Genomic DNA, 16,720 nt, shown 5'->3' on the forward strand with positions numbered 1-16,720 from the left:
GGTGCAGTACGCGGACTATGCGCTGTGGCAGCGGGAAATCCTGGGTGATCTGGACGATCCGGGCAGCTTGATCAGTGAGCAGCTCGCGTACTGGCGTCAGGCTCTGGAAGGGGCGCCGGAGGAGTTGACGCTTCCGGCCGATCGCTCACGCCCGGCGACGTCGTCGTTCCGCGGTGCCAACGTGTCCGTCGAGGTGGACGCGAGAACTCATGCGCGGCTGGTGGAGGTCGCGCAGAGCGGCCGGGCCACGATGTTCATGGTGGCCCACGCGGCGCTCGCGGTGCTGCTCGCCAAGGTCGGCGCGGGGGCGGACATCCCGATCGGTACGGCGATCGTGGGCCGTGGGGACGCGGTGCTGGAGGACCTGGCCGGGTTCTTCGTCAACACGCTGGTGTTGCGTACGGATCTGAGTGGCGATCCGTCGTTCGAAGAGGTGCTGGGCCGGGTGCGGGAGACCGATCTGGCCGCCTACGCCCACCAGGACGTCCCGTTTGAGCGTCTTGTGGACGAGCTGAACCCGTCGCGCTCGCTGTCCCGCAACCCGCTCTTCCAGATCATGCTGACCCTGCAGAATCTGCCCCCGGCCGAATGGAACCTGCCGGGCCTGCACGTCGGCTCGATGCCACCGCTGCCCGACCCCTCCGCTCGCTTCGATCTGTCGGTGTCGTTGGTGGAGCGCCGGGACGAGACCGGGGCTCCGGCCGGGCTGGGCGGCGGTGTCCTGTACGCCGCCGATCTCTTCGACGAGGCGACCGCTCAGGCGCTCGCCCGGCGGTTGGTGCGGGTGCTGGAGCAGATGGCGCACGATCCTGCTGTACGGCTCAGCCAGGTCGATGTGCTGGAAGAGTCCGAGCGGCAGGCGGTGGTGGCGGGCTGGAACGCCACCGCCACCCCGGTGATGGCCGGGACGGTGCTGGACCGGTTCGAGGAGCAGGCCGATCGTTCGCCGGATGCGGTCGCGGTGTGGTGCGACGGGGCGGGCGTGTCCTACCGGGAGGTGGAGGAGGCGGCCAACCGGCTCGCGGGTTATCTGCGCGAGTTGGGCGTGGGTGCGGAGTCCCGGGTGGGGTTGGTGCTGCCGCGCGGGGTGCAGTTGGTTGTGTCGATCTTGGCGGCGTGGAAGGCCGGGGCGGGATACGTTCCGATCGACCCTGCCTACCCCGCCGACCGGATCGGTTTCGTCCTGGCCGACAGCGCCGCCGAGGTCGTCATCGGCATCGGTGCGACGGTGGCGGAGGTGGACCCCGGGCAAGCCCGGGTGGTCCTGCTCGACGACCCGCGGACGGCTGCGCGGATCGATGCCTTGCCTGCTGAGCGTGTGGACGTGGCTGTTGAGGCGTCGGGGTTGGCGTATGTGATTTACACCTCGGGGTCGACGGGGCGGCCGAAGGGGGTGGCGGTGCCGCATGCCGGGGTGGTGAACCTGGCGCATGCGATGCGGCCTGTTTTGGATGTGGGGCCGGGGGTGACGGCGTTGCAGTTCGCCTCCTTCGGGTTCGACGCCGCCGTACTGGACGTCGCAGTGACGTTGGCGGCCGGGGGAACGCTGGCGATCGCGACGGAGGCCGAGCGGGCCGAACCCGGCGCCCTCGCAGAGATGATCGCCGCGGCGGGGGTGGAGGTGGCGAGTGTGGTGCCGTCTCTGCTGAGCGTGCTGGACCCGGAGAGTGTGCCGGGGGTGCGGCGGTGGGTTTTGGGGGCGGAGCGGTTGAGCGCCCGGTTGGCCGCACGATGGGCGGATCAGGCGGAGGTGTGGAACACCTACGGTCCTACCGAGGCGAGTGTGATCACCACCGCCAGCCCGATAGCGACTCCGGTGGAGCAGGATCCGGCGATCGGTGCGCCGATCGCTAACGCCTGCGTGTTCGTGCTGGACGACTTCCTCCAGCCGGTCCCGCCCGGCGTCACCGGGGAGCTGTACATCGCCGGCGCGGGCCTAGCGCGAGGCTATGTGGGCCGTCCGGGGATGACTGCCGAGCGGTTCGTCGCCTGCCCGTTCGCGGACGGGGGGCGGATGTACCGCAGCGGCGACCTGGCCCGCTGGCTGGCGAATGGGCAGTTGGCTTTCGTCGGCCGGGCGGATGAGCAGGTGAAGATCCGCGGGTTCCGGATCGAGCCCGGAGAGGTCGAAGCCGTCCTCGCGAGCCACGAGTCGGTGGCACAGGTCGCCGTCATCGTCCGCGAGGACCGCCCCGGCGACAAACGCCTCGTCGCCTACGTCGTCCCCGCCCAGAACCTGGGCTCACAAGCCCTCACCGCTATCAGCCCGGCCACCGCGAGCGCGGGTGCTGCCAGCCCGGACGTCGCAGGTTCCGGCGCGCTGGGCGGGGAGGGTTCCCCGAGCTCGGCGAGCGCGGAGGCCGCCAGCCTCGGCACGGTGAGTGGCGTGGCCGCTGGTTCGGGCACTGCTGGCGCGGTCGCCGCGGGTGCCGGCGGGCGGAATACGAGTGGTTCCCCGAGTGGAGCGAGCGTGGAAGTCGCCGGTCCGGGCGCCACGAGCGGGACGGGCACGGGTGTCGCTGTTCCCGACGACGGGGGCGATGTCCGCCCGGTCGCCGCACGGATCGATGCGGCGGTGTTGCGGGAGTACGCGGCGTCGCGGTTGCCGGACTACATGGTTCCGCTGGTCGTTCAAATCGATGCGATTCCGCTGACGGTCAACGGCAAGCTCGACCGGGCTGCCCTACCGGCGCCTGATGCGCCCGATGCGGGGCGGGCGGCGGAGACCCCGATGGAAGAGATCCTCTGCGGACTGTTCGCCGAGGTCCTGGGTGTGGAGCAGGTCAGTGTGGAGGCGTCGTTCTTCGAGCTGGGCGGCGACTCGATCATGTCGATGTTGCTGGTGGCCGCCGCCCGCCGCGCCGGACTGGTCGTCACCACCCGCGAGGTGTTCGATCACCAGTCTCCGGCCGCGCTCGCCGGTGTCGTCCGTACCGTCGGCCAGGCCGCGTCGGGAAGCAGCGGCGAGCCTGGCGTAGGCGACATCCCGTTGACGCCGGTGATGTGGGAGTTGCTGGAGCGGGTGGGCCCGGGGGCGCTGGGTGAGGTGTTCCAGTCCGCTGTGGTGGTCACGCCGCCGGGGCTGGACTTCGCTGCGTTGGCAGGTGCGGTTCAGGCGGTGGCAGCTCGCCATGAGGTGCTGCGTGCCCGGCTGGTGACCGGGCCGGCACCGCACCTGGTGGTGCCGCAGGCGGCCGACGCAACCGCGTGGGTGCGGCGGGTGCAAGCGACCAGCTCTGATTGGCCGCGCCAGGTCGACGAGCAGGGAATCAGCGCCGACTGGGCGGGCCAGGTCGGTGGGCAGGGGGATGGCGCCGACTGGGCGGGCCGGGTCGGTGAGCGGGGGGACGGCGCGGATTGGCCGGGCCGGGTCGATGGGCCGGGGGACGGCGCGGATTGGGCGGGCCGGGTTGGTGAGCAGGGGGTTGGCGTCGATTGGGTGCGTCTGGTCGGTGAGCAGACCAGGGCGGCGGTTGAGCGGTTGGATCCGCTGGCCGGGGTGATGGTCCAGGTGGTGTGGCTGGACGCCGGGCCCGGCGAGCCGGGGCGGTTGTTGCTGGTCATGGCTCACCTTGTCGTGGACACGGTGTCGTTGCGGGTTCTGCTGCCGGATCTGGCGGGCGCCTACGCGGCGCTGGCCGCCGGACGGCCGGTCGCACTCGATCCGGTCCCGACGTCCTACCGGCACTGGGCACAGGCACTCGCGGCCGAGGCCGGCAGGCGTACGCCGGAACTTCAGGACTGGCTGACGCTCCTCGAAGGCCCGGACCCGCTGCTGACCACCGAACCCCTGGACCCGGCCAGAGACGTCGGCGCGACGATGCGGGAGGTCTCGGTGACCGTTCCGGCCGATGTGACGTCGGAGTTGCTGACGGGGGTTCCGGCGGCGTTCCATGCGGGGGTCGATGACGTTCTGCTGGCCGGGTTGGCGGCGGCGGTCGCCGAGTGGCGGGCGCGGCGGGGCCGTCCGGTCGGTGGGGTCGTGGTGGACGTGGAGGGGCACGGGCGTGTCCCTCTGATCGACGGCATGGATGTGTCGCGGACGGTGGGCTGGTACACCAGCAGCCATCCGGTGCGGCTGGACGCCGGGGTGGCCGACTTCGCCGATCTTCGGGCAGGTGGGGCGACGGCCGGGCGGGTGGTCAAGCGCATCAAGGAGCAGGTGCGGTCCGTCCCCGGTGACGGCCTGGGATACGGCCTGCTCCGCTACCTCAACCCCGACACCGCCGCCGACCTCGCGGCACTTCCCAGAGCCCAGATCGGCTTCAACTACCTCGGGCGCTTCACCGGCCGGCGGACCCAAGACGACTGGTCGCCGGCCCCGGAAGGCCCCGGAGGCGGGGTGGACGGAGACATCCCGGTCACCCACGTCCTGGAGGTCACGGGAATCGTCCACGACCTGCCTGACGGACCCCGGCTGACCCTGACCGTGGCCTGGCCCGGGCGCCTGCTCGACGAGCCGGCCGTACGGGAGTTCGCCGACCGCTGGGCGGCGATGCTCGCCGGACTCGCGGCGTACATCGCGCGGCCGGGCAGCGGCGGCCACACGCCGTCCGACTTCTCCCTGATCAGCCTCGACCAGGGCCAGATCGACGAACTTGAGAGCGAACTCGCCGCCGACGAAAGGGGCGCCCGATGAGTCAGATGCGCGTTGAGGACATTTGGCCGCTGTCGCCGCTGCAGGAGGGCCTGCTGTTCCACGCCGTCTACGGCGAGAGCGCCGGCGCCTCCTACGTCGAGCAGTTGGTTCTCGGCCTTGAGGGACCGCTGGACGCCGAGACCCTGCGGGCGTCCTGGCAGGCGCTGCTCGTACGGCATGCCAGCCTGCGGGCGGGGTTCCGGCAGTTGGCGGGTTCCGAGCGGCCGGTGCAGGTGGTGGCGCGGGAGGTGACGCTGCCGTGGCGTGAGGAGGACCTCTCCGGGCTGTCCGGTGAGGAGGCGCTGACGGAGGCCGAACGCCTTGGCGGCGAGGAGCGCGCCCGCGGGTTCGACCCGGCGGTGCCGCCGCTGCTGCGAATCATGCTGCTGAGACTCGCCCCCGGTCGCCACCAGATGGTGATCACGCTGCACCACATCGTCCTGGACGGATGGTCGCTGCAGGTGCTGCTGCGCGAGCTGTGGGCGGCGTACGCGGCCGGTGGCAGCACCCGTGGGCTGCCCCCGGTCACGCCGTACCGGGACTATCTGGCGTGGCTGGGCCGGCAGGACAAGGACGCGGCGCGGGAGGAGTGGCGGCGGGCGCTGGCGGGGGTGGACGAACCGACCCTGGTCTGGCCCGGCGAGCCGGACGAGGCGCTGACCGCCACGTCCGAGCGGGTGTCCGTCCGGGGCGGCGCCGAGCTCGCCGCGGCGGTGGGCGAGCTCGCCCGTGCGCGTGGCCTGACGGTGAACACGGTCGTTCAGGCGGCCTGGGCGCTGATCGTGGGACAGCTCGCGGGACGCCGCGACGTGGTGTTCGGGGCGACGGTCGCCGGTCGCCCGGCGGAGCTGCCCGGCATGGAAGACATGCTGGGCTTGTTCATCAACACCGTTCCCGTGGTGGTGCGGCTCGACCCCGCCCGGCCGGTGAGGGACGTGCTGGCCGACCTGCAGGCGCGGCAGTCGGCGTTGCTTGATCACCAGCATCTCGGGCTGACGGAGATCCAGCGGCTGGCCGGGCCGGGCGCGACCTTCGACACGCTCATGGCGTTCGAGAACTTCCCCGGCGAGCCGGGAGGCCCTTCCTCGCTCGGCGGGCTCAGGGTCACCGAGACCATCGCCAGGGAGGCGACCAACTATCCGCTCGGCCTGGTCGTGAATCCGGCCGAGGACCTGGAGCTGCGGCTGGAGTACCGGCCGGGGCTGCTCGACGAGCAGGCGGCGCTGGCCGTGGCCGGCCGGGTCGTACGGGTGCTGGAGCAGATGGCCGCCGATCCGTCGGTGCCGGTGGGCCAGATCGAGGTTCTCGGCGAGGCCGAGCGCCGGGTCGTGCTGGGGGAGTGGAACGACACGGTCAGGCCGGTGGCGGTCGGGACGTTGCCGGAGTTGTTCGCGGCGCGGGTGGAGCTGTCGCCGGGTGCGGTGGCGGTGGCCGGGCCGGGGGTGTCGTGGTCGTATGCGGAGTTGGACGCGGCGGCGAGCCGGATCGCGCATGAGCTGGTCGGCCGGGGGGTGGGTCCGGAGGATCTGGTGGGCGTGATGATGGAGCGCTCGCCGGAGTTGGTCGCGGTGTTGCTGGGCGTGGCGAAGGCGGGTGCGGGGTTTGTGCCGGTTGATCCGGCCTATCCGGCGCAGCGGATCGCGTTCATGCTGGGTGACGCCGCCCCGGCGCTGGTGCTGTGCACCGGGTCTGTACGGCCGGCGCTGCAGGAAGCCGATGGGCTGCTCGACGGCGGTGCTCCCGAGTGTGTGGTGATCGACGACCCGGTGGTGGCCGCGTCGATCGAGGCCCGTCCCGCATCGCCGGTGGCGGTGCCCGGCCATGCGGTCGACCATCCCGCGTACGTGATCTACACCTCCGGGTCGACCGGCACGCCGAAGGGCGTGGTGGTGACCCACCGAGGCCTGGGGAACCTGGCGGAGTCCCAGATCGACCGGTTCGCGGTGGAGCCGTCGTCCCGGGTGCTGCAGCTCGCGTCGGTGAGCTTCGACGCTGCGGTGTCGGAGATGTGCATGGCGTTGCTGTCGGGCGCGACGCTGGTGATGGCCGGTGCCGATCGGCTGCCTCCGGCTGGGTCGCTGGCCGACGCGGTGGGTGACTTCGGCGTGACGCACCTGACGGTCCCGCCGTCGGTGCTGGCGACCGTCGACGAGCTTCCGGACAGCGTGGAGACGCTGGTGGTGGCGGGTGAGGCGTGCCCGCCGTCGCTGACCGAGCGCTGGGCGGACCGGATCCGCATGATCAACGCGTACGGTCCGACGGAGACGACCGTCTGCGCCACGATGAGCCGTCCCCTCGTGGCGGCCGGGACGGCCCCGATCGGCGCGCCCATCGCCAACACCCGCGTGTTCGTGCTGGACGACTTCCTGCGTCCGGTCCCCGCGGGGGTCCCGGGCGAGGTGTACGTCCAGGGCCCCGGGCTGGCGCGCGGATATCTGCGCCGTTCCGGGCTGACCGGCGAGCGGTTCGTCGCCTGCCCGTTCGACGACGGCGGCCGGATGTACCGCACCGGCGACATGGCCCGCTGGAGCCCCGACGGGGAACTGCTCTTCTCGGGCAGGGCCGACGACCAGGTCAAGGTGCGCGGATTCCGCGTCGAGCCCGGCGAGATCGAGGCCGTCCTCGCGAGCCACGAGTCGGTGGCCCAGGCCGTGGTGGTCACCCGTGAGGACCACCCCGGTGACAGGCGCCTGGTCGCGTACGTCGTTCCGGCCGGCCAGAATCCGGCCGGCCAGAGCCCGGACGTCGCGGTGCTGCGGGAGTTCGTCGGCTCCCGGTTGCCGGACTACATGGTCCCGGCGGCGGTGGTGGTGCTGGACGCGTTCCCGGTCACCGCCAACGGCAAGCTCGACCGGGCCGCGCTGCCCGCCCCCGACTTCGCGGGCGCCGCCGCCGGTCGCGGCCCGGCCACCCCCGTAGAAGAGGTGCTGTGCGCGCTGTTCGGCGAGGTGCTGGGCCTCGACTGGGTGAGCACCGACGCCTCGTTCTTCGACCTCGGCGGCGACTCCCTGCTCGGAATGCGGCTGATCGCCCGCATCCGAGCCGTGCTCGACGCCGAGCTCGGCATCGGCGAACTCTTCGGCACGCCCACCGTCGCCGGGGTGGCCCGCCTGATCGAGGAGCTCACCCGCGGCACCCAGACGAGCCCGGAGCCGCGGCCGCGCCCGGAGGTGCTGCCGCTGTCATACGCCCAGCAGCGCATGTGGTTCCTCAACCGGCTCGAAGGAACCGCCCAGGGAGCGGGATACAACCTGCCGCTGGCGCTCCGCCTGTCCGGCCGGCTGGACGTGGCGGCGCTGGAGGCCGCGATCGGCGACGTCGCCGACCGGCACGAGAGCCTTCGCACGATCTTCCCGGAGGTCGAGGGCGTACCGCACCAGCGGGTGCTCGCGGACGCGCGCCCGGCCCTGCACGTCGTCGAGGTCCCGGAGGGCCGGGTGGACGACGTCCTCGCGGCGTACTCCGGTCAGGGCTTCGACCTGAGTACGGACCTGCCGTGGCGCGCCTGGCTCCTGGTCACAGGCCAGGACGAGCACGTCCTGCTCATCGTGGCCCACCACATCGCGGCGGACGGCTGGTCGATGGGCGTGCTGGCGCGGGACCTGCGCACGGCCTACGCCGCGCGCCGTCAGAACGGCCGGGCGCCGGAGCCGGGGCCGCTGCCCGTCCAGTACGCCGACTACGCGCTCTGGCAGCGCGAGATGCTCGGCGACCTGGGCGATCCGGGCAGCCTGGTCAGCCGCCAGCTCGGCTACTGGCGCGAGGCCCTGGCCGGTGCGCCGCAGGAGCTCACCCTGCCCACGGACCGCCCGCGCCCCGCCACGCCCACCTTCGAGGGCGGCTCGCTGCGGCTGGAGGTGGACCCCGCCACGCACGCCCGGCTGGTTCAGGTCGCCCAGCGCGGCCGGGTCACCACGTTCATGGTCGTCCACGCCGCGCTGGCCGCGCTGCTCTCCCGTATGGGCGCCGGGACGGACATCCCGATCGGCACCGTCACGGCGGGCCGCGGCGACGCCGCCCTCGACGACCTGATCGGCTTCTTCGTCAACACCCTCGTGCTCCGTACGGACCTCGGCGGCGACCCGTCCTTCACCGAGTTGCTGGGGCGGGTGCGCCGGACCGACCTGGCCGCCTACACCCACCAGGACGTGCCGTTCGAGCGGCTCGTCGAGGACCTCAACCCGTCGCGCTCGCTGTCCCGGAACCCGCTCTTCCAGGTCATGCTGACCCTGCAGAACGTGCCGCCGGGGCAGTGGGACCTGCCCGGGCTCGACGTGAGCCTCGCGTCGCCCGGTGCTCCCGGTGCGCGGTTCGACCTGTCGGTGGACCTGGCCGAGCACCGCGACGCCGACGGCGGCCCGGCCGGCATCAGCGGCGGGTTGTTCTACGCCGCCGATCTCTTCGATCACCGGACCGCGGAGAAGCTGGCCGAACGCCTGATCCGGGTGCTGGAGCGGGTCGCGCAGGATCCTTCCGTACGGCTCAGCCAGGTCGAGGTGTTGGACGAGGTCGAGCGGGAGGCGGTGCTGTGGGGGTGGAACGACACCGCTGTGGGGGTGGCGGAGGGGACGTTCCCGAGTCTGTTCGAGGCGCAGGTGGCGCGGACGCCGGACGCGGTGGCGGTGGTCGGAGCGGGTCGGTCGTGGTCGTATGCGGAGTTGGACGCGGCGGCCAACCGGGTGGCGCATGCGCTGATCGGCCGGGGGGTGGGTCCGGAGGATTTGGTGGGCGTGATGATGGAGCGCTCGCCGGAGCTGATCGCGGTGCTTTTGGGGGTGGGTAAGGCGGGTGCGGGGTACCTGCCGATAGACCCGCGTCACCCCGCGTCGCGGATCGCGTTCATGCTGGGCGACGCCGCTCCGGTGGTGACGGTGTGCACGACCACCACGGAACCGGCCTTGTCGGCTGCTGCCGCCGATGTGCCGCGGGTGGTGTTCGACCTGCTGGACCTGTCCGCTCTGCCCAGCGTCGCGCCGTCGGATGCGGATCGGGTGGCGCCGCTGCGGCTGGATCACCCGGCGTATGTGATCTATACCTCGGGGTCGACCGGGACGCCGAAGGGGGTGGTGGTCTCCCATCGCGGGGTCGGGAGTCTTGCGGCGGCGCATATCGCCCGGTTGGGGGCGGGGGGCGGGGCGCGGGTGCTGCAGTTCACCTCGCTGAGCTTCGATGTGGCGTTCGCGGAGTTCTGCACCGCTTTGCTGTCGGGGGGTGCGCTGGTGGTGGCCGGCAGCGAGATGCTGCCGCCGTACGGGTCGCTGGGTGAGGTGACGGCCGCCTTCGGGGTGACGCATGTGATGACGCCGCCGTCGGTGCTGGCCGCGGCGGATGACCTGGCCCCCTCGGTGCGCACGGTGTCGGTGGCGGGTGAGGTGTGCCCGTCCTCGCTGGTGGAGCGGTGGGCGGAGGGCCGCCGGTTCGTCAACGCCTATGGTCCGACCGAGGCCACGGTGATCGCGACGATGAGCGGGCCGTTGTCGGCCGGCGCGGGTGCGGTGCCGATCGGGCGGCCGATCGAGAACACCCGGACCTACGTCCTGGACGACCACCTGCGGCCGGTGCCGCCCGGCGTGACCGGCGAGTTGTATCTCGCGGGCGCCGGATTGGCGCGCGGGTATGCCAAGCGTCCCGGGTTGACGGCGGAGCGGTTTGTCGCGTGTCCGTTCGCGGGTCCGGGTGAGCGGATGTACCGGACGGGTGACCTGGCGTACTGGACCGCCGACGGGCAGATCGTGGTGTCCGGGCGGGCCGACGACCAGGTCAAGATCCGCGGGTTCCGGGTGGAGCCGGGCGAGATCGAAGCCGTGCTGGCCTCCCACGAGTCGGTGGCCCAGGCCGCGGTGCTCGTACGGGAGGACCGGCCGGGAGAGAAGATCCTCGTCGCCTATGTGGTGCCGGCCGCGGACAACCGGGTGGACGCGGCGGTGCTGCGGGAGTTCGTCGGCTCCCGGCTGCCCGACTATATGGTCCCGGCCGCCGTGGTGGCGCTTGAGGCGTTGCCCGTCACAGTGAACGGCAAGCTCGACCGGGCCGCGCTGCCCGCCCCGGACTTCGCGGGGGTCGCCACCGGTCGTGGCCCGGCCACGCCTGCCGAAGAGGTGCTGTGCGGGCTGTTCGCCGAGGTCCTGGGCTTGTCGGAGGTCGGGGCCGAGGCGTCGTTCTTCGACCTGGGCGGTGACTCGCTGCTGGCGATGCGGCTGATCGCCCGGATCCGCGCCGCCTTCGACGCCGAGGTGAGCATCCGGGAGCTGTTCACCACCCCGACCGTCGCCGGCGTGGCCCGGTTCGTCGGCCAGGCGGTGGGCGAGGTGCGGCAGGCGCTGACGCCGCAACCGCGGCCAGAAGCGGTGCCGCTGTCGTATGCCCAGCAGCGCATGTGGTTCCTCAACCGCCTGGAGGACGCCGAGGAGAACGCGGCCTACAACCTGCCGTTCGCGCTCCGGTTGTCGGGTGCGCTGGACGCGGCGGCGCTGGAGGCCGCGCTCGGGGACGTGGCCGACCGGCACGAGAGCCTGCGTACCGTCTTCCCCCACGTGGACGGGGTTCCGCGTCAGGAGGTGCTGGACGGGGCCGCCGGACGGCCGCCGCTCGCGGTCGTCGAGACCACCGAGGCCGAGCTGCCGGAACTGCTCGCCGTCCGGGCGGCCGACGGCTTCGACCTGAGCCGCGACCTGCCCTGGCGGGTGCGCCTGTTCACGCTGGGCCCGGACGAGCACGTGCTGCTCGTCGTGACCCACCACGTCGCGTCCGACGGCTGGTCGATGGGGGTGCTGGCGCGCGATCTGGAGGCGGCGTACGCGGCCCGTCGCGAGGGCCGCGCGCCTGACTGGCGGCCGCTTCCGGTGCAGTACGCCGACTACGCGCTGTGGCAGCGGCGGGTGCTGGGCGAGGTGGACGATCCCGGCAGCCTGATCAGGGGCCAGCTCGACTACTGGCGTCAGGCGCTGGAAGGCGCTCCGGAGGAGCTCGCCCTGCCCGTGGACCGGGCGCGTCCGGCGACGCCGTCGTTCCGCGGCGGAACCGTGCACCTGGAGGTGGACGCACAGGCCCATGCCCGGCTGACGGAGCTGGCGCAGGGCGGTAACGCGACGATGTTCATGGTGGCCCACGCGGCGCTGGCCGTGCTGCTGGCGAAGGTCGGCGCGGGGAGCGACATCCCCGTCGGTACGGCGATCGCCGGTCGCGGGGACGCGGCGCTGGAGGATCTGGCCGGGTTCTTCGTCAACACCCTGGTGCTGCGTACGGACCTGTCCGGCGATCCGTCGTTCGAAGACGTGCTGGCGCGGGTGCGGGAGACCGACCTGGCCGCGTACGCCCACCAGGATGTTCCGTTCGAACGACTGGTGGACGAGCTGAACCCGGTCCGTTCGCTGTCGCGCAACCCGCTGTTCCAGGTGTCGCTCGGCGTGGAGAACTTCCCCGAGTCGCAGGGGCAGTGGGAGCTGGCCGGGCTGACCGTGAGCCCCATGCCGGCCACCGGCCCCGCCGCCCGGTTCGATCTGTCGGTGTCGTTGGTGGAGCGCCGGGACGAGGCCGGGGCTCCGGCCGGGCTGGGCGGCGGTGTCCTGTACGCCGCCGATCTCTTCGACGAGGCGACCGCTCAGGCGCTCGCCCGGCGGTTGGTGCGGGTGCTGGAGCAGGTGGCAGCCGACCCGTCGCTGCGGCTCAGCCAGGTCGATGTGCTGGAAGAGTCCGAGCGGCAGGCGGTGGTGGAGGGGTGGAACGACACCGCTACGCCGGTGGCGGCCGGGACGGTGCTGGACCGGTTCGAGGAGCAGGCCGATCGTTCGCCGGATGCGGTGGCGGTGTGGTGCGACGGGGTCGGTGTCTCCTACTGGGAGGTGGAGGAGGCGGCCAACCGTCTCGCCTCCTACCTGCGCGAGTTGGGGGTTGGTGCGGAGTCCCGGGTGGGGTTGGTGCTGCCGCGCGGGGTGCAGTTGGTCGTGTCGATCCTGGCGGCCTGGAAGGCCGGGGCGGGATACGTGCCGATCGACCCCGCTTACCCGGCCGACCGGATCGGATTCATCCTGGCCGACAGCGCCGCCCAGGTCGTCATCGGCACCACCGCCACCCTGTCCGGCATCACAACGCCCGAGACCGGCACCGACGCCGCCGACACGGGTGCAGGTGCCGACGCCAACGCCGATGTGGCTGGGTTGCGTGTGGTCGTGCTGGATGACGAGCACACGGCCGAGCACATCGACGCGCAATCGGCGGAGCGCTTCGATCTGGCAGTCGATACGTCGCAGTTGGCGTATGTGATCTACACGTCGGGGTCGACGGGGCGGCCGAAGGGGGTGGCGGTGCCGCATGCCGGGGTGGCGAACCTCGCGCATGCGATGCGGCCTGCTTTGGATGTGGGTCCGGGGGTGACGGCGTTGCAGTTCGCCTCCTTCGGGTTCGACGCCGCCGTGCTCGACGTCGCCGTCACTCTGGCGGCGGGGGGAACGCTGGCCATCGCGACGGAGGCCGAGCGAGCCGAACCGGAGGCACTCGCCCGCATGATCGGCGCGGCGGGCGTCGAGGTGGCCAGTGTGGTGCCGTCTCTGCTGAGCGTGCTGGACCCCGAGGCCGTGCCGGGGGTGCGACGGTGGGTGCTGGGTGCGGAGCGGTTGAGCGCCCGGTTGGCCGCACGGTGGGCGGATCAGGCGGAGGTGTGGAACACCTACGGCCCGACCGAGGCCAGTGTGATCACCACCGCCAGCCCGCTGCACACACCGGTGGAGCAGGACCCGGCGATCGGTGCGCCGCTCGCCAACACCGCCGTGTTCGTGCTGGACGACTTCCTCCGCCCGGTCCCGCCCGGCGTCACCGGGGAGGTGTACATCGCCGGCGCCGGTCTGGCCCGCGGCTACGTCGGACGACCGGCAATGACCGCCGAGCGGTTCGTCGCCTCCCCGTTCACCGATGGGGTGCGGATGTACCGCAGCGGCGACCTGGCCCGCTGGCTCAACGACGGCCAGTTGGCATTCGTCGGCCGGGCCGACGAGCAGGTGAAGATCCGCGGGTTCCGCATCGAACCCGGCGAGATCGAAGCCGTCCTCGCCGCCCACGTGTCGGTGGCACAGGTCGCCGTCATCGTCCGCGAGGACCGCCCCGGCGACAAACGCCTGGTGGCCTACGTCGTCCCCACCACCGACGCCAGTTCCGGCGAGGGTGCCCCGAGTGGGACGGGCACGGGTGTCGCCGTCCCCACCGCGGGGGGCGATGTCCGCGCCGCACGGGTCGATGTGGCGGGGTTGCGGGACTACGCGGCCTCGCGCTTGCCGGACTACATGGTGCCGCTGGTCGTTCAAATCGAGGCGATACCGCTGACGGTCAACGGCAAGCTGGACCGGGCTGCGCTGCCCGCGCCCGATCTGCCCGGTGCGGGGCGGGCGGCGCAGACCCCGGTGGAAGAGATCCTGTGCGGGCTGTTCGCCGAGGTCCTGGGTCTGGAACGGGTCGGGACAGAGGCGTCGTTCTTCGACCTGGGCGGCGATTCACTGCTGGCGATGCGGCTGATCGCCCGCGTCAGGTCGGTGCTGGACGCGGAGATCAGCATTCGGGGGCTGTTCGCCGAGCCGACGGTCGCCGGGCTGGCCAGGCTCGTGAGCGGTTCGGACGAGACGCGTCAGGCGCTCTCGCCGCTGCCGCGGCCGGAGGTGCTGCCGCTGTCGTACGCCCAGCAGCGGATGTGGTTCCTCAACCGGCTGGAAGACGCGGGAGAGGGCGCGGGATACAACCTGCCGTTCGCGCTGCGCCTGTTCGGCGAGCTGGACGCGACGGCGCTGGAGGCGGCGATCGGGGATGTCGCCGAGCGCCACGAGAGCCTCCGCACGATCTTCCCGGAGACCGGCGGCGTGCCTCGCCAGCAGATCCTGGAGGGATTCGCCGGCCGTCCGATGCTGGAGGTGATCCAGGGCGGTGGCCGTGACGTGGCCGACCTGGTGACGGAGTACACCGGGCGCAGGTTCGATGTGCGGGTCGATCTGCCGTGGCGGATCTGCGTGGTGTCGGTGTCGCCCTTGGAGCATGTGCTGCTGGTCGTGACCCATCACATCGCGTCCGACGGCTGGTCGATGGGCGTTATCGGCGAGGACCTGAGCACGGCGTACGCGGCTCGTCGCGAGGGCCGCGCGCCGGAGTGGCAGCCCTTGCCCGTGCAGTACGCGGACTACGCACTGTGGCAGCGGGAGGTCCTCGGTGATCTGGACGACCCCGGCAGCCTGATCAGCGGCCAGCTCGCGTACTGGCGTCAGGCCTTGGAAGGGGCGCCGGAGGAGCTGTCACTTCCGGCCGACCGGCCGCGTCCGGCGGCGTCGTCGTTCCGCGGCGGAACCGCGCATCTGGAGGTGGACGCGCGGACCCATGCCCGGCTGGCGGAGGTCGCGCAGCGCAGTGGGGCCACGATGTTCATGGTGGCGCACGCGGCGCTGGCCGTGCTGCTGGCGAAGGTCGGCGCGGGGACGGACATTCCGATCGGTACGGCGATCGCCGGTCGCGGGGATGCCGCGCTGGAGGATCTGGCGGGGTTCTTCGTGAACACTCTCGTCCTGCGTACGGACCTGTCCGGTGACCCGTCGTTCGAAGACGTGCTGGTGCGGGTGCGGGAGACCGATCTGGCCGCCTACGCCCACCAGGACGTGCCCTTCGAACGACTGGTGGACGAGCTGAACCCCACCCGCTCGCTGTCCCGCAACCCGCTCTTCCAGGTGATGCTGGTCCTGCAGAACCTGCCGGAGGCGCAGGGCCAGTGGGACCTGCCGGGCCTGCACGTGACCCCGATGCCGGACGGGGCGATCGACACGGCGGCGAAGTTCGACCTGTCGGTGACGCTGGTGGAGCACCGGGACGAGACCGGGGCCCCGGCCGGCCTGATCGGCGGCATGTTGTACGCCGTCGACCTGTTCGACGAGGCGACGATTCAGGCGCTCGCACAGCGGTTGGTGCGGGTGCTGGAGCAGGTGGCCGCCGACCCCGCCGTACGGCTGAGGGACATGGAGGTCCTGACGCCGGAGGAGCGTTCTCTGACGGTGACGGGCTGGAACGACACGGCGGTGTCGTTGGCGGCCGGAACCGTGCTGGACCGGTTCCGCGAGCAGGCCGAGCGGGCACCCGACGCGGTCGCGGTGTGGTGCGACGGAGTCGGCGTCTCCTATCGGGAGGTGGAGGAGGCGGCCAACCGGCTGGCCCACTACCTGCGCGAGCAGGGCGTGGGCGCGGAGTCCCGGGTGGGGCTGGTGCTGCCGCGCGGGGTGCAGTTGGTTGTGTCGATCCTGGCGGGGTGGAAGGCCGGGGCGGGGTATGTGCCGATCGACCCCGCTTACCCCGCCGACCGGATCGGTTTCGTCCTGGCCGACAGCGGCGCTCAGGTCGTCGTCGGTACCACCGCCACCCTGTCCGGCATCACGAACGCCGATGTGGGTGTGGGCGGGCTGCGCCTGATCGCACTGGACGACGAGCGGACCGCCGGGCTGATCGACGCTCAGTCTCCGGAGGCGCCGGAAGGCCGGATCGACGCGGCGCAGTTGGCGTATGTGATTTACACCTCGGGGTCGACGGGGCGGCCGAAGGGGGTGGCGGTGCCGCATGCCGGCGTGGTCAACCTGGCGCACGCGATGCGGCCTGCCCTTGATGTCGGTCCGGGGGTGACGGCGTTGCAGTTCGCCTCCTTCGGGTTCGACGCCGCCGTACTCGACGTCGCCGTCACTCTGGCCGCCGGTGGAACCCTGGCGATCGCGACCGAGGCCGAGCGGGCCGAACCGGAGGCACTCGCCCGCATGATCAGCGCGGCCGGGGTGGAGGTGGCGAGTGTGGTGCCGTCTCTGCTGGATGTGCTGGATCCCGAGGCCGTTGCCGGGGTGCGGCGGTGGGTGGTGGGTGCCGAGCGGGTGAGTGCTCGTCTGGCCGCGCAGTGGGTGGAGCACACGCAGGTGTGGGTGGCCTACGGCCCGACCGAGGCGAGTGTGATCGCCACATCTGGGCCGGTCCGGGCCCCGGTGGAGCAGGACCCGCCGATCGGCGCGCCGCTCGCCAACACCCGCGTGTTCGTGCTGGACGACTTCCTCCGCCCGGTCCCACCCGGGGTGACCGGGGAGG

At 72.2% G+C, this 16,720-nt stretch carries 2 protein-coding genes (both running past the window's edge); both read left to right on the top strand.

The features are described from left to right. A protein-coding gene (locus F5972_RS31825) for a non-ribosomal peptide synthetase (RefSeq protein ID WP_191910412.1) crosses the window boundary here: on the top strand, positions 1-4,639 show its 3' end. It extends 12,455 nt beyond the left edge of the window; 4,639 of the gene's 17,094 nt are visible here — the last part of the coding sequence; its start codon lies off the left edge, out of view; it ends in the stop codon at positions 4,637-4,639. Further along, the coding region annotated (locus tag F5972_RS31830; protein WP_150938953.1) for a non-ribosomal peptide synthase/polyketide synthase crosses the window boundary (this coding region is incomplete at its 3' end): on the top strand, positions 4,636-16,720 show 12,085 of its 27,462 nt. The annotated region continues 15,377 nt past the right edge of the window. The genes F5972_RS31825 and F5972_RS31830, both read left to right, overlap by 4 nt.

Origin of the sequence: Microbispora cellulosiformans (assembly GCF_008728085.1) — a bacterium.
Taxonomy (GTDB): domain Bacteria; phylum Actinomycetota; class Actinomycetes; order Streptosporangiales; family Streptosporangiaceae; genus Microbispora; species Microbispora amethystogenes.